The 21,066-nt window shown below is 73.1% G+C and carries 21 protein-coding genes and 1 pseudogene; 6 read left to right on the top strand and 16 right to left on the bottom strand.

Annotated features, from left to right (window positions below; all coding sequences use genetic code 11):
• The first annotated feature begins 54 nt into the window (after nt 1-54).
• Complete coding sequence (locus ACFY93_RS03010; RefSeq protein WP_391353040.1) at nt 55-1,221, top strand: glycosyltransferase family 39 protein; 1,167 nt, start codon at nt 55-57, stop codon at nt 1,219-1,221.
• Between the two features lie 241 nt (nt 1,222-1,462).
• Nucleotides 1,463-2,485 (top strand): phosphatase PAP2 family protein, encoded by a 1,023-nt coding sequence (locus tag ACFY93_RS03005; protein WP_391353039.1) that lies wholly within the window; start codon nt 1,463-1,465, stop codon nt 2,483-2,485.
• Nucleotides 2,486-2,609: 124 nt separating this feature from the next.
• On the opposite strand, the gene ACFY93_RS03000 is transcribed toward ACFY93_RS03005, so the two are convergent.
• From ACFY93_RS03000 to ACFY93_RS02985, 4 genes and pseudogenes are all read right to left on the bottom strand, one after another.
• Entirely contained in the window at nt 2,610-2,825 is a 216-nt protein-coding gene (locus tag ACFY93_RS03000; protein WP_391353038.1) for an I78 family peptidase inhibitor, read from the bottom strand.
• A gap of 366 nt (nt 2,826-3,191) precedes the next feature.
• A pseudogene (locus tag ACFY93_RS02995) lies at nt 3,192-4,151 on the bottom strand (helix-turn-helix transcriptional regulator); the annotation flags it as partial.
• A gap of 89 nt (nt 4,152-4,240) precedes the next feature.
• On the bottom strand, nt 4,241-5,119 hold the full coding sequence (locus tag ACFY93_RS02990; protein ID WP_391353037.1) for a hypothetical protein: 879 nt from the start codon (nt 5,117-5,119) through the stop codon (nt 4,241-4,243).
• Nucleotides 5,116-6,384: a glycosyltransferase gene (locus ACFY93_RS02985; protein ID WP_391353036.1), complete on the bottom strand. Its 1,269-nt coding sequence runs from the start codon at nt 6,382-6,384 to the stop codon at nt 5,116-5,118. The genes ACFY93_RS02990 and ACFY93_RS02985 overlap by 4 nt, the downstream gene beginning before the upstream one ends.
• 641 nt (nt 6,385-7,025) lie before the next feature.
• On the opposite strand from ACFY93_RS02985, the gene ACFY93_RS02980 reads away from it, so the two are divergent.
• Together ACFY93_RS02980 and ACFY93_RS02975 are read left to right on the top strand one after the other, a co-directional pair.
• On the top strand, nt 7,026-7,799 hold the full coding sequence (locus ACFY93_RS02980) for a hypothetical protein (protein WP_391353035.1): 774 nt from the start codon (nt 7,026-7,028) through the stop codon (nt 7,797-7,799).
• Between the two features lie 154 nt (nt 7,800-7,953).
• Nucleotides 7,954-8,412, top strand: coding sequence for a hypothetical protein (locus ACFY93_RS02975; protein ID WP_391353033.1), 459 nt, complete (start codon nt 7,954-7,956; stop codon nt 8,410-8,412).
• A 78-nt stretch (nt 8,413-8,490) separates the two neighbouring features.
• On the opposite strand, the gene der is transcribed toward ACFY93_RS02975, so the two are convergent.
• The 5 genes from der to aroH all read right to left on the bottom strand — a co-directional run bounded on the left by der (nt 8,491) and on the right by aroH (nt 12,959).
• A complete protein-coding gene (gene der, locus ACFY93_RS02970; RefSeq protein ID WP_391353032.1) occupies nt 8,491-9,969 on the bottom strand; it encodes a ribosome biogenesis GTPase Der in 1,479 nt (492 codons plus the stop codon).
• A 75-nt stretch (nt 9,970-10,044) separates the two neighbouring features.
• Entirely contained in the window at nt 10,045-10,692 is a 648-nt protein-coding gene (locus ACFY93_RS02965) for a 1-acyl-sn-glycerol-3-phosphate acyltransferase (RefSeq protein ID WP_391353030.1), read from the bottom strand.
• Nucleotides 10,689-11,381, bottom strand: coding sequence for a (d)CMP kinase (gene cmk / locus ACFY93_RS02960; protein WP_391353029.1), 693 nt, complete (start codon nt 11,379-11,381; stop codon nt 10,689-10,691). Before cmk ends, ACFY93_RS02965 begins: the two co-directional genes overlap by 4 nt.
• A 133-nt stretch (nt 11,382-11,514) precedes the next feature.
• Nucleotides 11,515-12,600 carry a prephenate dehydrogenase gene (locus ACFY93_RS02955; protein WP_391353027.1) on the bottom strand — a complete coding sequence of 362 codons (1,086 nt, stop codon included), beginning with the start codon at nt 12,598-12,600 and terminating at the stop codon, nt 11,515-11,517.
• Nucleotides 12,597-12,959: a chorismate mutase gene (gene aroH, locus ACFY93_RS02950; RefSeq protein ID WP_391353025.1), complete on the bottom strand. Its 363-nt coding sequence runs from the start codon at nt 12,957-12,959 to the stop codon at nt 12,597-12,599. Before aroH ends, ACFY93_RS02955 begins: the two co-directional genes overlap by 4 nt.
• A gap of 224 nt (nt 12,960-13,183) precedes the next feature.
• Between aroH and ACFY93_RS02945 the strand changes: the two genes are divergently transcribed.
• On the top strand, nt 13,184-13,609 hold the full coding sequence (locus ACFY93_RS02945) for a Rieske 2Fe-2S domain-containing protein (protein ID WP_391353024.1): 426 nt from the start codon (nt 13,184-13,186) through the stop codon (nt 13,607-13,609).
• Between the two features lie 22 nt (nt 13,610-13,631).
• Nucleotides 13,632-14,315, top strand: a complete 684-nt coding sequence (locus ACFY93_RS02940) for a DNA polymerase beta superfamily protein (protein ID WP_391353023.1) — start codon at nt 13,632-13,634, stop codon at nt 14,313-14,315.
• 15 nt (nt 14,316-14,330) lie between these two features.
• On the opposite strand, the gene ACFY93_RS02935 is transcribed toward ACFY93_RS02940, so the two are convergent.
• The 7 genes from ACFY93_RS02935 to ACFY93_RS02905 form a co-directional block, all read right to left on the bottom strand.
• The gene (locus ACFY93_RS02935) at nt 14,331-15,353 is read right to left on the bottom strand and encodes an ADP-ribosylglycohydrolase family protein (protein WP_391353021.1); all 1,023 of its coding nucleotides are present in this window, start codon (nt 15,351-15,353) and stop codon (nt 14,331-14,333) included.
• Nucleotides 15,350-16,108, bottom strand: coding sequence for an NUDIX domain-containing protein (locus ACFY93_RS02930; RefSeq protein WP_391353020.1), 759 nt, complete (start codon nt 16,106-16,108; stop codon nt 15,350-15,352). The genes ACFY93_RS02935 and ACFY93_RS02930 overlap by 4 nt, the downstream gene beginning before the upstream one ends.
• Nucleotides 16,109-16,274: 166 nt before the next feature.
• Entirely contained in the window at nt 16,275-17,339 is a 1,065-nt protein-coding gene (locus ACFY93_RS02925) for a pseudouridine synthase (RefSeq protein ID WP_391353019.1), read from the bottom strand.
• Nucleotides 17,339-18,007, bottom strand: a complete 669-nt coding sequence (scpB, locus tag ACFY93_RS02920; protein ID WP_391353017.1) for an SMC-Scp complex subunit ScpB — start codon at nt 18,005-18,007, stop codon at nt 17,339-17,341. Before scpB ends, ACFY93_RS02925 begins: the two co-directional genes overlap by 1 nt.
• Nucleotides 18,004-19,143 (bottom strand): segregation/condensation protein A, encoded by a 1,140-nt coding sequence (locus ACFY93_RS02915; protein WP_391353016.1) that lies wholly within the window; start codon nt 19,141-19,143, stop codon nt 18,004-18,006. The genes scpB and ACFY93_RS02915 overlap by 4 nt, the downstream gene beginning before the upstream one ends.
• Before the next feature lie 19 nt (nt 19,144-19,162).
• A complete protein-coding gene (locus ACFY93_RS02910; protein ID WP_391353015.1) occupies nt 19,163-19,723 on the bottom strand; it encodes a hypothetical protein in 561 nt (186 codons plus the stop codon).
• Entirely contained in the window at nt 19,708-20,877 is a 1,170-nt protein-coding gene (locus ACFY93_RS02905) for an AAA family ATPase (RefSeq protein ID WP_391353014.1), read from the bottom strand. Before ACFY93_RS02905 ends, ACFY93_RS02910 begins: the two co-directional genes overlap by 16 nt.
• Nucleotides 20,878-21,066: the final 189 nt, after the last annotated feature.

Genomic DNA, 21,066 nt, shown 5'->3' with positions numbered 1-21,066 from the left:
CGCACCCGCCCTCGCGCCGGTCACCTGCCCGGCCGCCCCCGGATAATCGAGCCCGTGACCGATCTTGCCGCGCCCCCCGCGCCCCCCTCTCCCCCGGGGATACGCCGGGCGGCCCCCGCCCTCCTCGGCTACGCCGCCGTCCGCGCCCTCGGCGTCCTCGTCCTGGCCCTGTGGAGCGCGGCGAACGGCAAGAGCGCGCACACCCTGCTGACCGCCCGCTGGGACTCGCTCTGGTACACCCGCGTCGCCGGCCACGGCTACGGCTGGGAGGTCCGGCTGCCCAACGGCGACGTGCACTCGAATCTCGCCTTCTTCCCGCTGCTGCCCTGGCTGGAGCGGCTGCTGCCGACGGTCCTCCCTCTCTCCACCGCCGATGCCGGACTGCTGGTGGCCACCGTCGCGTCGGCGGCCGCGGCCTGGGGGATCTTCGCCGTCGCGGACCACCTGTACGGCCGCCGGGCCGGTGTCTGCGCCACGCTGCTGTGGGCGGTGCTCCCCGTCGGGATCGTGCAGTCGATGGCGTACAGCGAGTCACTGTTCACGGCGCTCGCCACCTGGTCGCTGTACGCCGTGCTGACCGAACACTGGCCGACGGCCGGCGTGCTGGCCTCCCTCGCGGGACTCACCCGGCCGGTGGGCGCCGCGGTGGTCGCCGCGCTCTGGGTGGCGGCGATCGCCTCGTTCGCGGCGGACCGGAGGGGCCGGCGGGCCGAGGGCGCCTCCGCGGCCCGGCGCGCTCTCGGCATGGCGCTCGCGCCGCTGGGCACCGCCGGGTACGTCCTGTGGGTCGGCCACCGCACGGGCGGGGGCCCGCTGGGCTATCTCGACGTGCAGGCCGGGTGGGGCAACGGCTTCGACGGCGGGTACGCCTTCGCCCGCTTCGTCGGCTCCAGGTTCACCTCGGCGCCCGGCGCTCTGGCCGGCCTCGGGCTGATCGTGGGGGTCGCGTCGCTCGGGTGGCTGTACGTGGTCTGCGTACGGCAGCGCCAGCCCCTCCCGCTGCTCGTGTACGCGGGGATCGTCACCGCACTGGCCCTGTGCGCGTCGGGATACTTCGGCTCGAAGCCGCGTCTCCTGCTGCCCGCCTTCCCTCTTCTGCTGCCGCTCGCGGTGGCCCTGGCCCGGCTGCGCACGGGCAGGCCGGTGGCGGTGGTGGCGGGCGTCGCGGTGGCGTCGGCGCTCTACGGGGCGTTCTGGCTGAACGGCTCGGGACCGCCGTGACCCGCCCGGGATCGCGGAGGGTGAGCGTGCGGAGAATTCGTCCCGGGCATTCGGTGAACGAATTGATAAGGCCGATAAAACGGCCCCCGACAACGATCAATGGAATTGAAGGCGGGGCCGCGCCCCGATTCCGTAATCCGCAGAAATAAACGCCGTTCTGAGAGCAATCCCACATCACATCGTCATCACAAAGACAGCGATACGGCGTGGAACACAGCTCACTCGCTGTAACGTCGATTGGGTGCGTACCGAACGAAACCTCATCCGTCTGGACCGGGTCTTCGCCCGGCTGGACCGTGAGCCGGAACGACCGGCCCACATCGATGTGCCGAAGATGAGCCGGCACAGGGTCGTGCTGTTCTCCGCGACCCTGGCCTTCTACCTGGCGATCGTGTGGGCCGTACTGATCACGTCGTGGCTCGTGCGCCTCGACTGGCAGGTCATGTTCTTCCGGCCCTACCAGCAGTGGCCCGAGATCCACGCCTTTCTCGACTACTACGTGGTGCTCGGCCAGCGCGGTCCGACGGCGGTGATGGTCGCGGCCTGGCTGGGCTGGCGCTCCTGGCGGCAGCACACGCTCCGTCCGCTGCTGACGCTGGGCGCCGCGCTCCTGCTGCTGAACGTCACGGTCGGCGCCGCGAAGATCGGCATGGGCCGCCTCGGTCCGCACTACGCCACCACGATCGGCGCGAACGAGATGTGGCTGGGCGGCGACATATTTCCCTCGGGGCACACCGCGAACGCCGTGGTGACCTGGGGCATCCTGGCCTATCTGGCCTCGACCGGGCGCGCCCGGCGCTGGCTGTCCGCGCTCTCCGCCGTCACCTCGCTCGGTGTCGGCCTCACCACGGTCTATCTCGGTACGCACTGGCTGAGCGACGTGGTGCTGGGCTGGGCCGCGGGCCTGCTGATCCTGCTGGCGCTGCCCTGGTTCGAGCCGCTGATCGCCCGGGCCGAGGCCGGGATCTTCGCGGTGCGCGACGCCTGGCGCCGCCGCCGTGCGGTCATCGCGCCCGTCCCCGCGGCCTCTCCGGCCACGGCGCCCGTCCTGCTCAACCGGTCCGCGTCACCGGACGGGGACGCCCCGGCCCGCGAGACCGTCGCCGCCCGCACCTCACGTCAGGCCGTCTACCTGGCCCCGGGTCCGCACACCACGCGCGGCGAGCGCACCCCGGTGACACCGGCGGGCAGCCGCCGGCCGCCGCACGCCGACCGGATGCCGCGCGGCACCACCTCGGCCGCCCGTCCGCTGACCGGCGGCTGAGCACTCCACCGCGGGGCGGTACGCACACATCAGCCCCGTGGCCGACGACGCGGTGAGGGCCCGGCATCCCGAGGATGCCGGGCCCTCACCGCGTGCGGACGCCTGACTCCGGCGGCGGGCGTGGTCAGCCCTTCCAGCAGCGGGTCACCCTGCCGTCCGTGACCTCGAAGTTCAGCCGGCCCACGCGGTACTCCATGGTGATCACCGTGCCCGGCCGGAGCGAGCGCACGGTGGACCAGCCCCGCTCCCGGGCACGGTGCTCGGCGCTGGTCGCGTCCAGTCCGACATAGGCGTCCGGGCTGTCCTGGGGCTCTGCGGGAGAAGAGGGAATCGGTGCCATGTCCCTACGCTACGGCCAATCCGGCCGGGGAGGCCCGGGCTCCCGCGCCAAGACGCCCGGCCGGTGACGGCGGGGCCCGCCACGATGCGTGACCCGTACCGGCCCGGTCACGCTTCTGTCACAGCACCACGACACCCGTCACGGCCGAACTCCTTCACACGAACGGGCGGTTGTGCCCGGATTTCCGAAGCCGGGACGGAATGCGCGGGCACTCGCCGCCGCGGCGGGGGAACTCCTGTGAATTCGACCGGGCATACCGTCCGGGAAAACCTTTCTTCCGGCATCGGCCGGCAGACCCCCTTTCGAGGCGGGCGGCAGGGACGGCACAGGAAAGACACATCTTCAGCACACGGTGTCCGTATGCCCCCGGTCCAGGGCGCGGGACAGCCGGTCCCGCACGGCCCCGACCGCCCCGGTCAGCCCGGCGGGTTCGAGCACCTCGAACTCGAACCCCATCAGCACCACGTGAATCACCATCACGTCCAGGCTCGCGGCCCCCGTACGCAGCAGGCAGGTGTCCTCGCTCTCCGCCTCCAGCGTCCCGGCCGAGGGCGAGATCCGCGCGGCGGCCTCCTCCAGGGGCACCAGAAGCCGGACCACGCCGTGCTCGGCGTAAGCCCGTATGGAGACGCCCTCGGAGACGTAGGCGGCCAGGTCGTCGGCCGGCGGGGTGCGCGGCGTGAAGCGCGGTCCGTGCGGCGGCCTGGGCGTGACCCGGTCGACGCGGAACGTACGCCAGTCGTCGCGGTCGACGTCCCAGGCGACCAGGTACCAGCGGCGCTCCGTGCAGACCAGCCGGTGCGGTTCCACGGTGCGGCGGGCCGGGGAGCCGTCGTGGGCGCGGTACTCGAAGCGCAGCCGCTCGGAGTCCCGGCAGGCGTTGGCGAGTTCGATGAGCACGGACGGGTCGACGGCCGAGGCCCCCGGGCCGCGCAGCATCGGCACGGTGAAGGCGTTGAGCGCGCCCACCCGGCGGCGCAGCCGGCCGGGCAGCACCTGCTCCAGCTTGGCCAGGGCGCGTACGGAGCTCTCGCCGATGCCTTCGATGCCCTGGCCCGCGGCGGTGCGCAGACCGACGGCGACGGCCACCGCCTCGTCGTCGTCCAGGAGCAGCGGCGGCAGTTCGGCGCCCGCGCCGAGGTGGTAGCCGCCGCCGGTGCCGGGGCTGGCGTTCACCGGGTAGCCGAGCTCGCGCAGCCGGTCGACGTCGCGGCGGACGGTGCGGGGTGTGACCCCGAGACGGTCCGCCAGGGCGGCTCCGGACCATTCGCGGTGGGCCTGCAGCAGGGAGAGCAGACGCAGCAGTCGTGCCGAGGTCTCCATCATGGGCGCGAGTCTGCCAGCCCTCGCGGACAGCCACGGTCCGCGAGGGCGGAGTGCTCCGCGGGGGCGGGGGCCCGGCCCCGCCGGGGCCGTCAGTCCGTCTGAGCGGCCTGCGTGTCCTGCGGGGTGGAGCGCTCGGCCGCGGCGACGGCGACCGACAGGTCGTTGTCGTTCGTGTAGTAGGGCCCGGCCTCCACCCGGCCGCCGTCCGCGAGATCCACGGCGGTCCTCGGGTACGTGAAGATCGGTTTCTTGTCGGCGACGTCGTCGAGCAGCCGCGCGATCCGCAGTTCCGGGCCGTCCTCGCCGGCCGGGTGCAGCCACAGGTCCCAGGTGCCGGGCCGCAGGGCCCGGTAGTCGACGGTGAACCCGAACTCCGCCCGGTCCGCCGTGACGTCGGCGCCCAGCCGGGTCCGGGATCCGTCGGCGCCCCGGAGGCGGAGCTCGGCGCGGGCGCCGGGGGCGCACCCGGTGCCGTAGACCCGTCCGCTCACACTCAAGGTGCCGTCCGAGATGCGCAGTTCGCCCGCCTCGGCGTGCGGGGCGCGCAGCCAGCTGCGGACGGACAGGTTCCCGTGCTTGGTGGCGTACGGGATGCGGACGGCGACGTGGCCCCGGGAGGCGGTGGGCACGCGGTCGACGAGCGAACGCAGGTCGTTGACGCCCGGCAGCAGGCGCTGCGGCTCGCCGTCGGCCACCCGCGCGTAGGCGTCCCAGCGGCCCTCGGGCAGTGCGACGCCGCTGGGCAGCGCGGCGCGCAGCCGGCCGTCCCCGGCCGGGGTCAGCGGCAGGTTCACGTCCGCCCGGCCGTCCCGGCTGCGCAGGACCAGTGTCGCGGATCCGGGCTCGCCCGTCTCGGTGACGTCGAAGGTGAGGCCGCCCGCGGAGTCCGCGACGCAGTCGGCGCGAGGCGGCATCGCGGTGTCCTGTCCGGAGTGCTCGTTCGTGGACTGCGGAGCGAGCGTCATCATGCGGTGCGCCCCTTTCCGAGTGCGGTGCGACCGGCGGCCCTGACGGCGTACGCGCTGCCGAGCAGCGCTCCACGGGTGCGGTGCAGCGAGCCCCGCATCCGGCCGCCGAACGAGGCACGGCCGTGTGCGCCGAGGCCGGTGAAGATCGACTCGTACCGCTCGGCTATGCGGGCCGGGTCGAAGCGTTCGGAGTCCTTGAGGGCGGCCTCCGCCATCCGCAGGCGCAGCGCGTCGTCGTTGATGAGTTCCAGGAGTCCGGCGGCGATGGCCTCGACGTTGCCGACCTCGACGAGGCGGCCGTCGACACCGTTGTCGATGATCTCGCCGGGTCCGTGCGGGCAGTCCGTGGAGACCACGGGCAGTCCGCAGCGCATGGCCTCGACGATGGTCATGCCGAAGGACTCCAGGCTGGAGGTGACGGCGGCGATGGAGCCCTTGGCCCACTCCGGCTCGATGGGGTTGGCGGGGCCCATCAGATAGACGTGGTTGTACAGGCCGAGTTCGTCGATGAGGGCCCGCAGGCTGTCCTTCTGCCGGCCGCCGCCGTAGATGCGCAGACGCCAGTCCGGCCGCTGGGCGCGCACCCGGTCGAAGGCCCGGATCAGCAGGTCGTACCGCTTCACCGGGGCGAGCCGTCCGGCCGCCACCACCCATTTGCCGGAGCCGTCCGCGGGCTCGATGCCGGGTGCCGGCACGGGGTTGGGCACGGCCTCCACGTGGACGCCGGGCAGCCGCATCCTGCGGCGGTAGGCGCGGGCGTCCGCCTCGGTGGTCGTGGTGAGCGCGTCGAGTCTCGGATAGACGCCGCGCAGCGCGGTGCGCAGGGCCGGGGAGTGGCTGTCGAGCGTGAGGTGCTCCTGGCCGACGCGGAGGGGGCCCCGGCGGGTCTGGCGGGCCAGATGGACGTTGAGTCCCGGCCGGGTGCCGACCACGACGTCGGCCTCGACGGAGCCGAGGTGTTCGGCGATGCGCCGGTCGGTGAGGGCGCTGTACTGGCCGTAGCGGCCCTCGCCGCGCGGGAAGACCCGGGCCGGGCGCCGGTGTTCGGGATGGTCCCCGTCGTATCCGGGGTTCTTCTCCCGCAGGTCGACGAGGTGGCGTACGCGGACGTTCGGCCCCGGCGTGAACACCGGCTCGTCGCGGTGCCGGTACACGGAGACGATCTCGACGTCGTGCTGCTCGGCGAGCGTGTCGGCCAGGTTGTACGTCGTCCGGATCGTCCCCCCGATGCCATAAGCGTTGTGTATGAGGAAAGAAATATGCATGCGTCCCCGAATCCCCTGGCTCGTCCGCCTACCGCATGGTTAGACCAGGGACTCCTGGGAATGGTTGGGCGTCATCACCATCCTGTTTCCGAACAGTTGCGCCATCGATAGCCGATTCGGGGAACCATTTCGCCGCGCCCTGCAACACGGCAGGTGAGACGGCCGCTTCACCGCGAAGGGTGTGCGCCACGGCACAACTCCCGCCGCCCTTCCGGGGTTGGCCCGGCCGCCGACTACGGCGCAGCGGTGCGCGGTCGACGCGGGGGGCTCACGGCCGGCCGGGGCCGCGCTCCGTCGCAGTCCGGCGCGAAGCCGCCGCACGGACGCCCTGCAACGACCATTTCCAGCCACCCGCTTCATTCCCTGATTTCCTGATTTGTCGACCCCTCCTTCACAGGGTCCGCTACCTCCTGTGACACCTCGACTCCTCAACTCCTCCCGCGTCAGATGGAGTTGACGCGGAAGGGCACATTCCGCCCGCGGCTTCACCCGGAGCGTCGGATGGTTCGATTCCGTTCGCTTCCGGGCGTGACTCCGGCCACAGATCACCCGTTGTCTTCTTCATGAGCCGGGGACCCCCCGCGTTCATGGGCCGGGAGCCACCCGGCATCGTCACGCACCACATCCCGAGGGAGCCACCCGTGCCGCGCATGCTCGACGTCAGCGACGACGTACGCGCCGAGATCGGCGACGAAGAAGCCGACCGGCTGCTCGCCGGAGACAACGCCCCGGGCGGTTACGACTGCACGTCCTGCCGCACCCCGGGCGACTCGCAACAGGAGCGGACCAGCACCGTCCTGTTCATCGGCGACGAGACCGCCGTCCTCGCCTTCGCCCACGCCACCTGCCTGCCCTCCCAGGTCGTCCAGGTCACCGAGGAGCAGTTGCAGGGCGCCGTGCGCTCCATCGCCGTCGAGGAGGGCCCCGGCCAGGCCGCCCCCGAGCAGGCCGTGCTCGGCGTCACCAGCGGGCTCGTCCTCATCAACGGCGAGCTGCACCCGGCCCTCGTCGTCGAACCGACCGGCCCCATCGCGCGCCCCGGCTCGACCGGGACCGGGGACGACTTCCTGCCGCTCCTCATCGAGCAGGGCTTCCTGCCCGTGACCCAGCTGTCCTCGGTGCCGTCCGTGCTGCCCGGCTGGTCCGTGCTGCTCGCCATGGGCCAGCTGCACGCCGTGCTGCAGCCCGGCACCGGCGGCGGCTCCCCCGTCGCCTGGTGGCAGGCGCACCAGCCGCTCCAGGTCGCCGAGAGCTGGCGGACCGCGGCCAACAAGCTCCAGCAGGTGCTCCTGTTCGCGGCCCCGGTCGGCTCGATCGGCCGGCAGCCCCGCGAGGACCTGCTGCGCGACGCGCTGGACAAGGCCGCGGCGAACGGCCGGCTGGTCGCCGCCGCGCTGCCGCTCGCCGGCACCTGAGGCCGCCCGGCCGCCGGCGGGAACACCCGACGTCACGGGCCGACCCGCCGAGAGCGCGCCGTGACCGCATCCGATGGGCGGCGGGGTCGTTGGCACGTACGTGCACGCATACGACGCCCCCCGCCGCCAGCCGTACCCGTCGCCGATCCCGGCCATGCGCCCCCCGGCCTTCCAGCGAAGCCGGGCCGGGGACACTCCCCTGACACCGGAACCCGCGGGCGGCCGCTCGGCCACGCCGATCTACGACGCCCTCTGTTCCGAGTGGCGCAGCGGGTTCAAGACCCTCCCGGGAGACCGCAGCGGCGAGGAGGACCTCGGCTTCACGGCCTTCGGGCTCGGCCCGTACGGCTCGTACGGCTCGTCCTCGTACGGCTCCGACGGGTATCAGCCCCGTCACGGCGCCCCCCAGCACGCGACCGGGCATCTCGCCACCCTCCCGGCGGTCTCCGACCGCTCCAGGACCGGGGGCGCCCAGGACGGCCGCCCCGAACAGCGGCAGGACCACTCCGCCGGCCGGGCGGCCCCCGTCTGGCAGCCGATCGCGCGGCTGCACACGTCCGGGATGCACCACGTGCCCGCGGCGCTGCCCCCCGGGCCGCGCCGGGGTCTGTGACCCACGCCCGCTGCCACCTCATGCGAACGGCCTCTCCAGGAACCCCGTGAGGGGTCCCGGAGGGGCCGTTCGCCGCTGTCACTTCTTCTTGGCGCCGCGCTTCTCCCGCACACGTACGGAGATGTGGAGCGGCGTGCCCTCGAAGCCGAACTCCTCGCGCAGCCGGCGCTCGATGAAGCGCCGGTAGCCGTGCTCGATGAAGCCGGAGGCGAAGAGCACGAACCGCGGCGGCTTGGTGCCCGCCTGGGTGCCGAAGAGGATGCGGGGCTGCTTACCGCCCCGGATCGGGTGCGGGTGGGCGGCGACCAGCTCGCCGAGGAAGGCGTTCAGGCGGCCCGTCGGGACGCGGGTCTCCCAGCCGGCCAGGGCCGCCTCGATCGCCGGGACCAGCTTCTCCATGTGGCGTCCCGTGCGCGCCGAGACGTTGACCCGGGGGGCCCACGCGACCTGGAGGAGTTCGGTCTCGATCTCGCGCTCGAGGTAGTAGCGGCGCTCCTCGTCGAGGGTGTCCCACTTGTTGAACGCCAGCACGATCGCGCGGCCCGCCTCGACGGCCATGGTGACGATCCGCTGGTCCTGCACGGAGATGCTCTCCGAGGCGTCGATCAGGATGACGGCGACCTCGGCCTTCTCCACGGCGGCCGCCGTGCGCAGCGAGGCGTAGTAGTCGGCGCCCTGCTGGAGATGGACGCGCTTGCGGATGCCCGCCGTGTCGACGAACTTCCAGGTGACACCGCCGAGTTCGATGAGCTCGTCGACCGGGTCGCGGGTGGTGCCGGCGAGTTCGTTGACGACGACGCGCTCCTCGTTCGCCACCTTGTTCAGCAGCGACGACTTGCCGACGTTCGGACGGCCGATGAGGGCGATGCGGCGCGGACCGCCGACCGCGGCGCCGAAGGTCTGCGCGGGAGCCTCGGGCAGCGCCTCCAGGACGGCGTCCAGCATGTCGCCGGTGCCGCGGCCGTGCAGCGCGGAGACGGGGTGCGGCTCGCCGAGGCCCAGGGACCACAGGTAGGAGGCGTCGGCCTCGCCGCTCGGGCCGTCGACCTTGTTGGCGCACAGCACGACGGGCTTGCCCGCCTTGCGCAGCAGCCGTACGACGGCCTCGTCGGTGTCCGTGGCGCCCACCTTGGCGTCGACGACGAAGACGACGGCGTCGGCCGCCTCGATCGCGTACTCGGCCTGCGCCGCGACGGAGGCGTCGATCCCGAGGACGTCCTGCTCCCAGCCGCCGGTGTCGACGACCTTGAAGCGGCGGCCCGCCCACTCGGCCTCGTAGGTGACGCGGTCACGGGTGACGCCCGGCTTGTCCTCGACGACGGCCTCGCGGCGGCCGATGATCCGGTTCACCAGGGTCGACTTGCCGACATTCGGGCGGCCGACGACGGCGAGGACGGGCAGCGGGCCGTGACCGGCCTCCTCGATCGCGCCCTCGACGTCCTCGATGTCGAAGCCCTCTTCGGCGGCCAGCTCCATGAACTGCGCGTACTCGGCGTCGCCGAGCGCCCCGTGGTCGTGCTCCTCGCCCGATCCCTCGGAGTGGATGTGGTCGTTCATGAAGTCCGTACCTCGTCGTTCATCGTGGTGATCGGTGGGCCCCCCGTACCGGGCGGTCCACTACTCGAGTGTCGCTCAGCGTCCGGTCAGACGCCTGGCGTTTTCCAGGTGGGCGCCGAGCCTGCCCTGGATGCGCACGGTCGCCTCGTCGAGCGCCTTGCGCGTACGCCGTCCGCTGCCGTCGCCCGCCTGGAACGGGTCGCCGAAGACGACGTCGACCCGGATGCGCAGCGGAGGCAGCGCCTTGGTCAACCGTCCGCGCCGCTCCGTGCTTCCCAGCACGGCGACCGGGACGATCGGCGCGCCGCCGCGGACGGCGAAGTAGGCGAGTCCCGCGCGCAGCGAGGCGAAGTCGCCCTCGCCGCGGGTGCCCTCGGGGAAGATGCCGAGCACGCCGCCGTTCTTCAGGACGGCGAGGGCCTGGGTGATCGCCGTGCGGTCGGCGGTCGTGCGGTCCACCTTCACCTGGCCGATGCCCAGCAGGAAGGGGTCGAGCGGGCCGACGAACGCTTCCTTCTTGATCAGGAAGTGGGTGGGCCGGGGGGCCACGCCCATGACCATCGGGCCGTCGATGTTGTGCGAGTGGTTCACCGCGAGGATCACCGGGCCGCTCGCGGGCACCCGCCAGGCACCCAGGACCCTCGGCTTGAACAGCCCGTACATCAGGCCGACGCCGATACGGCGCCCGATCTCCGCACCGCGTGCGGAAGGCGCGTCGGTCACTTGGCCGCCCGCTTCTCCTCGACCAGGGTGACGACGCACTCGATGACCTGCTGGAGCGTGAGGTCGGAGGTGTCCACCTCGACGGCGTCGTCCGCCTTGGCGAGCGGGGAGGTCTTGCGGCCGGAGTCGGCCGCGTCGCGCTTCAGCAGGGCCTCGCGGGTCGTGTGGACGTCGGCGCCCTTCAGCTCACCGCTGCGGCGGGCCGCGCGGGCCTCCGGGGAGGCGGTGAGGAAGATCTTCAGGTCGGCGTCGGGCAGCACGGTCGTGCCGATGTCACGGCCCTCGACCACTATGCCGCCCTCGGCGGCCGCGGCGATGGCACGCTGCAGCTCGGTGATGCGGGTGCGCACCTCGGGCACGGCGCTGACCGCGCTGACCTTGGAGGTGACCTCCTGGGTGCGGATCGGGCCCGAGACGTCGGTCCCGTCGACGGTGATCGCCGGCGCGGACGGGTCGGTGCCCGAGAGGATCTCCGGCTTCCCGGCCACGGCGGCGATGGCGCCGGGGTCGGTGAGGTCGATGCCGTTGTTCACCATCCACCAGGTGATCGCCCGGTACTGGGCGCCGGTGTCCAGGTAGCTGAGGCCGAGCTGTCCGGCGACGGCCTTCGAGGTGCTCGACTTGCCCGTGCCGGAGGGGCCGTCGATGGCGACAATCACTGCCGGGGCGGTCCGGGCGGCGGTTTCCACGGTGACGGACACCTTCCTGGTACGGGGTGGTCTGGGCGTGTGCGGGCGGCGGACGCGCCCCGCACAAGGTTACTGGCTTCCCGGACCCCGTTCGACGGGCCCTTCCCGGACCCCAGCGGCCGGGCGGCCGCACCTACTGCCGCAGCGCCCAGCCGCGCTCCCGCAGCGCCGCGCTCAGGACCGGGGCCGCCTTCGGTTCGACCATGAGCTGCACCAGGCCGGCCTGCTGTCCGGTGGCGTGCTCGATGCGTACGTCCTCGATGTTGACGCCGGCCATCCCGGCGTCCGCGAAGATGCGGGCCAGCTGGCCCGGCTGGTCGTCGATGAGGACGGCCACGGTCTCGTAGGCGGCGGGGGCCGCCCCGTGCTTGCCGGGGACGCGGACCTGGCCGGCGTTGCCCCGGCGCAGGAGGGCCTCGACACCGGTGGCGCCCTCGCGCCGCTCGTCCTCGTCGCGGGACTGCAGGGAGCGCAGGGCGCGGACCGTCTCGTCGAGGTCGGCGGAGACGTCGGCGAGCAGGTCGGCCACCGGTCCCGGGTTCGCCGAGAGGATGTCGATCCACATCCGGGGGTCGGAGGCGGCGATCCTGGTCACATCGCGGATGCCCTGGCCGCAGAGGCGTACGGCCGCCTCCTCCGCGTGCTCCAGGCGCGCGGCGACCATGCTGGAGACCAGGTGCGGCATGTGGGAGACGAGGGCCACGGCCCGGTCGTGGGCGTCCGCGTCCATCACGACGGGCACGGCGCTGCAGTGCGACACCAGCTCCAGTGCGAGGTTCAGCACCTCGGTCTCGGTGTCGCGGGTGGGCGTGAGCACCCAGGGACGGCCCTCGAAGAGGTCGGCCGTGGCGGCCAGCGGGCCCGATTTCTCGCGGCCCGACATGGGGTGCGAGCCGATGTAGGCGCGCAGGTCGAGGCCGAGCGCCTCCAGCTCGCGGCGCGGGCCGCCCTTGACGCTGGCCACGTCGAGGTAGCCGCGCGCGGCCGACCGCCGGATCGCGTCCGCGAGGGTCGCGGCCACGTGCGCGGGCGGCGCGGCCACGATCGCCAGGTCGACCGGGCCCTCGGGCGCCGCGTCGGTGCCGGCCCCGAGGGCGGCGGCCGTACGGGCCTGCTCCGGGTCGTGGTCGGCGAGGTGCACGGCGACGCCGCGGCGGGTCAGCGCCAGGGCCGCGGACGTACCGATCAGCCCGGTCCCGATGACGAGTGCGGTTCTCACTGGGCAATGTCCTTGCGCAGCGCGCCCGCGGCGCCCAGGTAGACGTGCGCGATGTCGGCGCGGGGCTTGTCGGACTCGATGTGGGCGAGGATCCGGACGACCCGCGGCATCGCGCCCTCGATGTCCAGCTCCTGCGCGCAGATCAGCGGTACGTCGACGATGCCGAGGCCGCGGGCGGCGGCCGCCGGGAAGTCGCTGTGCAGATCGGGCGTCGCGGTGAACCAGACGCTGATCAGGTCGTCGGCGGTGAGGCCGTTGCGCTCGAGGAGGGCGGTGAGCAGTGCCTTGACCTGCTCGTCCATGTGTCCGGCGTCGTCCCGCTCCAGTTGGACGGCGCCCCGGACCGCTCGTACCGCCACGGTGATGCTCCTCGCTGATCTGCCTGCGTGTCGTGACCCACCAGCCTAGTCAGCCCCGGTGCCGGTGGTGCGCGGCGCCCGACTGGCGAGACGGGTGGGACGGCGGCGTACACACCGCCGGGGTGCTTCGCCCCGGGGACATCGGGTGACAAACTCCCCCTGCTCCGCCCGGAGCGGCCGGGCGGAGTCCGCCGTCCGGATCCCCGTACGTACGGAGTGGTGACATGACCGACGGCCCGGCACGGCGCACCGTCCTCGCGACCTCGGCGGCGACGCTCCTGGCGGGCTGCGGCTCGTCCGGTGACGGGAACGGGGACGACGGGGGCTCCTCGGCCACACCCACGGCGTCGAAGGGGGCCGGCGGGAAGGAACTCGCGAGCACGGCGGACATCCCGGTGGGCGGCGGAAAGATCTTCCCGGACGAGAAGGTCGTGGTGACGCAGCCCCGGGAGAAGGAGTTCAAGGCCTTCTCCGCCGTCTGCACCCACATGGGCTGCACCGTCGGCAGCGTCACGGACGGCACGATCGACTGCCCCTGCCACGGCTCCAGGTACCGGATCGAGGACGCCTCGGTGGCCCGGGGCCCGGCGACGAAGCCGCTGCCCCCGCGCAGGATCACGGTCACCGGAAATTCGATCCGCCTGGCGTGAGCGGGGACGTACGCTCCCGGACATGCACCCCGAGGCCCTGGTCCGCGACCACACGATCTACGCCTGCGTCATCGGTTCGCGCGCCTTCGGCCTGGCCACGGAGGGCAGCGACACCGACCGGCGCGGAGTCTTCGCGGCCCCGGCGCCGCTCTTCTGGCGGTTCGACAAGCCGCCCACGCACGTCGAGGGACCGGCCGAGGAGCAGTTCAGCTGGGAGCTCGAGCGCTTCTGCGAGCTGGCCCTGCGCGCCAACCCGAACGTCCTGGAGTGCCTGCACTCCCCCCTGGTGGAGCACGTGGACGCCACCGGCCGCGAACTGCTCGGCCTCCGTGACGCCTTCCTCTCCCTCCGGGCCCACGAGACGTTCACGCGCTACGCGATGGGCCAGCGCAGGAAGCTCGTCGCCGATGTGCGCACCCACGGCGCGCCCCGCTGGAAGCACGCCATGCACCTGCTCCGCCTCCTGGCGAGCTGCCGCGACCTGCTGCGCACCGGGACCCTGGCCGTCGACGTCGGCGACCAGCGCGAGCCGCTGCTCGCAGTGAAGCGCGGGGAGCTGTCCTGGCCCCGGGTCGAGTCCTGGATGACCCGGCTGGCGCGGGAGGCGGACGACGCGGTGGCGGGCAGCCCGCTGCCCCCGGAGCCGGACCGCGCGCGGGTGGAGGACTTCCTCGTCCGGGTGCGGCGCGCCTCGGTGGACGCCTGACGGCCCCCGGCCCGGTCAGGCGTCCCAGAGCGTGCCCAGGGCCAGCAGGTCGCTCCGGTACTCGACGCGGTCGGCCCACTCGGCCGGCCAGGCGTCCGCTCCGTGATGGGCACCGGCGAAGGCGCCCGCGAGGCAGGCGATGGAGTCGGAGTCGCCGGACGTGCAGGCGGCCCGGCGCAGCGCCGTGACCGGCTCGTCGACGAACTGCAGGAAGCACAGCAGGCCGGTGGCGAGCGCCTCCTCGGCGATCCAGCCCCCGCCCGTGGCCAGGCAGGGGTCCGTCTCGGGCGAGACGGTGCGCACGGCGTGGGCCAGGCGCTCCAGGACGTCCAGGCACTCGTCCCAGCCCCGGCCTATGAAGTCCTCCGGGGTGTCGTCCCCGGCCAGGGTCCACAGGTCGCCGAGCCAGCGGGAGTGGTAGCGGCGGCGGTTGTCGTACGCGTAGGAGCGCAGCAGGCCGACCAGTCCGGTCGGTTCGGCGCCCTGCGCGAGGAGCCGGACGGCGTGGGCGGTGAGGTCGGAGGCGGCGAGCGCCGTCGGGTGGCCGTGGGTGAGCGCGGCCTGCATCTGCGCGGCGCCCGCCCGCTGCTCGTCGCCCAGCCCGGGGACGAGCCCGAGCGGCGCCACCCGCATGTTGGCGCCGCAGCCCTTCGAGTGCACCTGGCCGGCCTGCTGCCAGGGCCGCTGCGGGTCCGCCAGCAGCCCGCAGGCGACGAGGCAGGTGTGGCCGGGGGCCCGGTTGTTGTCGGGCGAGCGGTACCAGGCGACGAACTCCTCGCGCAGCGGCCGCTCCAGACGGTCCGGTCCGAGGGGGCCGCGGTCGGCCGCCGTGCGCAGAGCGCGGCCCAGCGCCAGCGTCATCTGTGTGTCGTCCGTGACGATCGCGGGCCTCGGCAGCTCCATGCCGCGCCAGGGGCCGCATTTGGCGAGGATCGACGGCACGTCGTTGAACTCGGTCGGGAACCCGAGCGCGTCGCCGAGCGCGAGACCGGTCAGGGATCCGGTCGCGGCGCGCTTGGTGCGGGTCGTGGTGGTCATGAGGGCCGTCCTTCCGGGGCGGGGCGCAGCAGGGGCGGGTGCAGGGCGGTGGCGGGGCCCGCGCGGTAGAGGGCGGCCGGCTTGCCGCGGCCCCGGGTGAGGCGTGCGGCGCCGGGCACCGGTTCGACGAAGCCCGGGGTGGCGAGCACCTTGCGCCGGAAGTTGGGCCGGTCGGGAGCGGTGCCCCACACGGTCTCGTAGACCTGCCGGAGCTCGCCGAGGGTGAACTCGGCGGGGCAGAAGGCGGTGGCGAGACAGGTGTACTCGAGCTGGGCGCCGACGCGGTCGTGGGCGTCGGCGAGGATGCGGTCGTGATCGAAGGCGAGCGGTCCCGTCTCGCCGTACGGCACCCAGCGGGCCTGGGCCGCGTCACCGCCGCCACGCGGCTCGGGCGGGTTCGGCAGGAGTGCGGTGAAGGCGACGGAGACGACCCGCATCCGGGGGTCGCGGCCCGGCTCGCTGTAGGTGCGCAGCTGTTCCAGGTGGAGTCCGGAGACGTCGGCCAGGCCGGTCTCCTCGGCGAGTTCGCGCCGGGCGGCCGCCTCCGCGGACTCGTCGGGCAGGACGAACCCGCCCGGCAGCGCCCAGCGGCCCGCGTAGGGCTGCTGCCCCCGCTCGACGAGCAGGACGTGCAGCGCGCCGTCCCGGATGGTCAGGACGGCCAGGTCGGCGGTGACGGCGAACGGCTCGAAGGCGTACTTGTCGTAGCCCTCGGGCGCGGTGCCGCCGGTGTCGTGGGCTCGCGGTGCGGGCACGCCCGCCTCCTCGTCCGGTCACGGGCACTGCTTATGAGTCAGTGCGACCAATAGTCACTCTGACTATAAAGGCGGGGGTCCGCGGCGGCAAGCCCTCGCGCGCAAACGGAACGGCCGGCCCGGGACAGCGTCCTGGACCGGCCGTCGTGCCGTGCACCCGTACGTCCTACAGGTCGACCTCGTTCATCAGCATGCCGACCTCGGTGTTGGACAGGCGGCGCAGCCAGCCCGACTTCTGGTCACCGAGGGTGATCGGGCCGAACGCCACGCGGACCAGCTTGTCCACGGGGAAGCCCGCCTCGGCGAGCATCCGGCGCACGATGTGCTTGCGGCCCTCGTGCAGGGTGACCTCGACGAGGTAGTTCTTGCCGGTCTGCTCGACGACGCGGAAGTGGTCCGCGCGCGCGTAGCCGTCCTCCAGCTGGATGCCGTCCTTGAGCTGCTTGCCCAGGTCACGCGGGATCGGGCCCACGATGTGCGCCAGGTAGGTCTTCTTCACGCCGTACTTGGGGTGGGTCAGCCGGTGCGCCAGCTCGCCGTGGTTGGTGAGCAGGATGACGCCCTCGGTCTCGGTGTCGAGCCGGCCCACGTGGAAGAGCCGCGTCTCGCGGTTCGTCACGTAGTCGCCGAGGCACTGCCGCCCCTCGGGGTCCTCCATGGTGGAGACGACACCCGCGGGCTTGTTCAGGGAGAAGAACTGGTACGACTGGGTCGCGACCGTCAGTCCGTCGACCTTGATCTCGTCCGTCTCCGGCTGGACCCGCAGGCCCTGCTCCAGGACGATCTCGCCGTTGACCTCGACGCGGGCCTGCTCGATCAGCTCCTCGCAGGAACGCCGCGAGCCGTAGCCCGCGCGCGCGAGCACCTTCTGCAGGCGCTCGCCCTCCTGCTCGGCGCCCGGGAAGGTCTTCGGCGGCTTGACGTCCTTCTTGCCCGCGTACCGCTCCCGGTTGCGCTCCTCGGCCCGCGTCTCGTACTCACGGGAGCGCGCGGGCGCCGTACGGCCGCCGGTCTGCCGGCTCTGCTTGGGGCCGCCCTTGGCACCGCCGCGCGCCGCGTTTCCGCGTCCGGACTTGGGGCCCTCCTTGCTCGCGCCGGGGCCCACGTCGTAGCGGCGCTCCTCGGGACGGGGCTTGCCGGCGCGCTTGTCCTGGCTGTCGTCGCGCCTGTTTCCCGCCCCCCGGTAGTTCCCGCGTCCGCTGCTGTTCCTACCGTTACCGCTGCTTGGCATCAAAGTTCCGTCGTCGTCGGGTCATCTGTGTCCGGTGCGTCCGGATCGAACGACGGGACACCTTCCTGCGTCTCGGCCTCGATCGCGTCCGCCTCGGGGAGGAAGGGCGCGAGCTCCGGGAGCTCGTCCAGGCCGCGCAGGCCCATCCGCTCCAGGAAGTAGTTCGTCGTCCTGTACAGGATCGCACCTGTTTCGGGTTCCGCGCCCGCCTCCTCCACGAGACCTCGCTGGAGCAGGGTGCGCATCACACCGTCGCAGTTCACTCCGCGCACGGCGGAAACCCGTGAACGGCTGACCGGCTGACGGTACGCGACCACCGCCAGCGTCTCCAGGGCCGCCTGGGTCAGCCGGGCCTGCTGGCCGTCGAGGACGAAGCGCTCCACGGCCGCCGCGTACGCGGGCCGGGTGTAGAAGCGCCAGCCGCCCGCGATCAGGCGCAGCTCGAAGCCGCGGCCCTGGACGGTGTACTCGTCGGCCAGCGCCCGCAGCGCGTCCGCGACCTGCCGGCGGGGCCGCTCCAGGATTTTCGCGAGGTGCTCCTCGGTCGCGGGCTCGTCCACGACCATCAGGACGGCCTCCAGGGCGGGCCCGAGGTCGAGGTCCGCCACGGTCCCGGTCCCCGCCGGCGTCCCGGTCCCCGCCGGTGTCCCGGTCGTCTCGTCGTTCACGCCTTCTCCTCCCTCTCGGGCCTGCCGGAACCGTCTGGCTTCCCGGGCCGCTCCGCCCCGGCCTCCGCGGGCTCCTCGGGCGGCCTGTCGAACTCGTCGGTCACCCGCGGCTGCCCGGCGCCGTCCCCGCCCGTCCAGCGGACCAGCAGCTCGCCCAGGGCGTCCTCCTGGTCGAGGGCGACGGCCTTCTCCCGGTACAGCTCCAGCAGGGCGAGGAACCGGGCGACGACGGTGAGGGTGTCCCCCGCGTCCGCCACCAGCGCCTGGAACGTCGCCTCGCCAGCCTCCCTGAGCCGGGCCACCACGATCCCCGCCTGCTCCCGCACGCTCACCAGCGGGGCGTGGATGTGGTCCACGTACACCTGCGGCCTGGGCTTCGGCTGCATCGCCTTGACGGCGAGCCGGGCGAAGCCCTCCGCACCGATGCTGATGACGACGTCGGGCAGCAGCGCGGCGTGGTGGGGTTCGAGGCCCACGGTACGGGGGTGGCGGCGGCCCTCCTCGTCGAGCCGGGCGGTGAAGATGTCCGCGATCCGCTTGTACGCGCGGTACTGCAGCAGCCGGGCGAAGAGCAGGTCCCGTGCCTCCAGGAGGGCGAGGTCGGCCTCGTCCTCCACCTCGGCGGCGGGCAGCAGCCGTGCGGCCTTGAGGTCGAGCAGCGTCGCGGCGACGACCAGGAACTCGGTGGTCTGGTCGAGGTCCCAGTCCGGGCCCATCGCCCGGATGTGCGCCATGAACTCGTCGGTCACCTTCGACAGGGCGACCTCGGTGACGTCCAGCTTGTGCTTGGAGATCAGCTGGAGCAGCAGGTCGAAGGGCCCCTCGAAGTTCGCCAGCCGCACCTTGAAGACCCCGTCGCCGGGCTCCTCGGCCGCCTCCGCGGGGGGTGCGGACGGCTCGGGGGGCCCAGAGGTCCCGGGGGCACCGGGGGCCTCCACGGACGCCGCTGCGGACGGCGGGGGCTCGGACCGGGCGGGCTGTTCGACGGGCGCGGGCGCCTCGGGCGGTCCGGCGGGCTCGGGCGGTCCGGCGGGCTCGGGCCGCGCCGGTGCCGGGCCCGCTCCGGGGCCCCGCCCCAGGGCACGCCGACGGCCGCCGGGGCCGGAGGGGGGTGCGGAGGAGTCGTACGAGGGCATGGCCCTCGCAGGCTACCGCCTACCGCCCGCGGAGCCGTCGTACGAGAATGCTCGCGTCCCCTCGGGACTCGAGGTCGGCGAGCACCACGGCTACCGCCTCCCGGACGATCCGTCCGCGGTCCACCGCGAGCCCGTGCTCACCGCGGAGCACCAGCCGGGCGTGTTCGAGGTCCATGAGTTCCTCGGCGGACACGTACACGGTGATCTTCTCGTCGTGACGCTCGCGCCCGCTGGGCCGGCGCCCGGAGGCACGCCCCCGCTTGCGCGGCTGGGCGGCGGCTGAACCTTCCTGCGCGGGCGGCCGGCGCCCCGCGCTCTCCGGGCCGGCGTCGCGGGCACGGGACTCGCCCGCCTCCGTCTCCGCCTCCGTCGCGACGTGCTCGTCGCCCTCGCCGTCGCCGCCCCGGACGGGCACCGACTGCGGCGCGTCCTCGCCGGCGGCGGCGTCGCTCTCGCCCGCCGGAGCCGGCACCCGGGCCTCACCGTTGGCCCGGCGCGAGGGCGTGGACGCCTGGAGTGCCATTCCCCCGGTCGTACGGAACAGTTCGTCGGCCCCCGGCAGACTCACTCGGCGTGACACCGGGCGAGCACCTCCCTGGCGAGCTGGCGGTAGGCGGCGGCACCGACGGAGTTGGAGGCGTACGTGGTGATCGGCTCACCGGCGACCGTGGTCTCCGGGAAGCGGACCGTGCGCCCGATGACCGTGTGGTAGACGTGGTCGTCGAAGGCCTCGACCACGCGCGCGAGCACCTCACGGCTGTGCACCGTGCGCGAGTCGTACATCGTGGCGAGGATGCCGTCGAGCTCCAGCTCCGGGTTGAGCCGCTCCTGGACCTTCTCGATGGTCTCGGTGAGCAGCGCGACACCGCGCAGCGCGAAGAACTCGCACTCGAGCGGCACGATCACCTTGTGGGCCGCCGTGAGGGCGTTCACGGTGAGCAGGCCGAGCGAGGGCTGACAGTCGATCACGATGTAGTCGTAGTCGGCCATGAGCGGCTTCAGGGCGCGCTGCAGCGTGGACTCGCGCGCGACCTCGCTCACCAGCTGCACCTCGGCGGCGGACAGGTCGATGTTGCTCGGCAGCAGGTCCATGTTGGGGACCGCCGTCTTCAGGAGGACCTCGTCGGCCGCCATGCCCCGCTCCATGAGCAGGTTGTAGACGGTGAGGTCGAGCTCCATGGGGTTGACGCCGAGACCCACGGACAGCGCGCCCTGCGGGTCGAAGTCGACGAGCAGGACCCGGCGTCCGTACTCCGCGAGCGCGGCACCCAGGTTGATGGTCGACGTCGTCTTGCCGACGCCGCCCTTCTGGTTGCACATCGCGATGATCTTCGCGGGGCCGTGGTCGGTCAGCGGGCCAGGGATCGGGAAGTACGGCAGCGGGCGGCCGGTCGGGCCGACGCGCTCACGGCGCTGACGGGCGGCGTCGGGCGCGAGCGTGGCCGCGTACTCGGGATCGGGCTCGTACTCGGCGTCGGGGTCGTAGAAGTGCCCCTCGGGCAGGTCGTCGTAGTCGGCGAAGTGGGTGTGGTTCTCGCCACTTCCGTTGCCGGCCATGGCGTTCACGTGATGGCCATCCATGCTCTTGTGTGCTGTCTGAGTCATCCGGGGACTCTGGTGGGCTGCGAAGGTACGGACAGCGACGGAGCCGACAGCCTCGGGCCCCGTGGGGCCGTGGCCCCGCGTCGGCGTTCCTGGTTGACCACCCCCGGGAGTAAATGTCGACTCATTCACAAGTCGTCTTACCTCCTTGGTGACCAGGAAACTTCTAGATAGGTCAGCGTGGCACCATGCCGACGGTTGGCGACTCTATGGCGTGTCACCGGTTCGCAGCAACACAATCCGCCGGACCCGGCCCGATGTGTCGGCGGCCGCACCCCCCTCTGTCAAGGGTCTCCGGCCTGTCTTCGCCAGGTTCCACCA

Source organism: Streptomyces sp. NPDC008313 (genome assembly GCF_042956125.1).
GTDB lineage: Bacteria > Actinomycetota > Actinomycetes > Streptomycetales > Streptomycetaceae > Streptomyces.
The sequence above is the reverse complement of the archived record's forward strand: the minus strand, read 5'-3'. Positions and strand labels throughout refer to the sequence as shown.

What these genes read in the sequence shown, in the direction of transcription:
- ACFY93_RS03000 (WP_391353038.1), bottom strand. Translation starts at nt 2,825, where the DNA reads ATGGCACCGATTCCCTCTTCTCCCGCAGAGCCCCAGGACAGCCCGGAC.
- ACFY93_RS02990 (WP_391353037.1), bottom strand. Translation starts at nt 5,119, where the DNA reads ATGATGACGCTCGCTCCGCAGTCCACGAACGAGCACTCCGGACAGGAC.
- ACFY93_RS02985 (WP_391353036.1), bottom strand. Translation starts at nt 6,384, where the DNA reads ATGCATATTTCTTTCCTCATACACAACGCTTATGGCATCGGGGGGACG.
- ACFY93_RS02975 (WP_391353033.1), top strand. Translation starts at nt 7,954, where the DNA reads ATGCGCCCCCCGGCCTTCCAGCGAAGCCGGGCCGGGGACACTCCCCTG.
- der (WP_391353032.1), bottom strand. Translation starts at nt 9,969, where the DNA reads ATGAACGACCACATCCACTCCGAGGGATCGGGCGAGGAGCACGACCAC.
- ACFY93_RS02945 (WP_391353024.1), top strand. Translation starts at nt 13,184, where the DNA reads ATGACCGACGGCCCGGCACGGCGCACCGTCCTCGCGACCTCGGCGGCG.
- ACFY93_RS02940 (WP_391353023.1), top strand. Translation starts at nt 13,632, where the DNA reads ATGCACCCCGAGGCCCTGGTCCGCGACCACACGATCTACGCCTGCGTC.
- ACFY93_RS02935 (WP_391353021.1), bottom strand. Translation starts at nt 15,353, where the DNA reads ATGACCACCACGACCCGCACCAAGCGCGCCGCGACCGGATCCCTGACC.
- ACFY93_RS02925 (WP_391353019.1), bottom strand. Translation starts at nt 17,339, where the DNA reads ATGCCAAGCAGCGGTAACGGTAGGAACAGCAGCGGACGCGGGAACTAC.
- ACFY93_RS02915 (WP_391353016.1), bottom strand. Translation starts at nt 19,143, where the DNA reads ATGCCCTCGTACGACTCCTCCGCACCCCCCTCCGGCCCCGGCGGCCGT.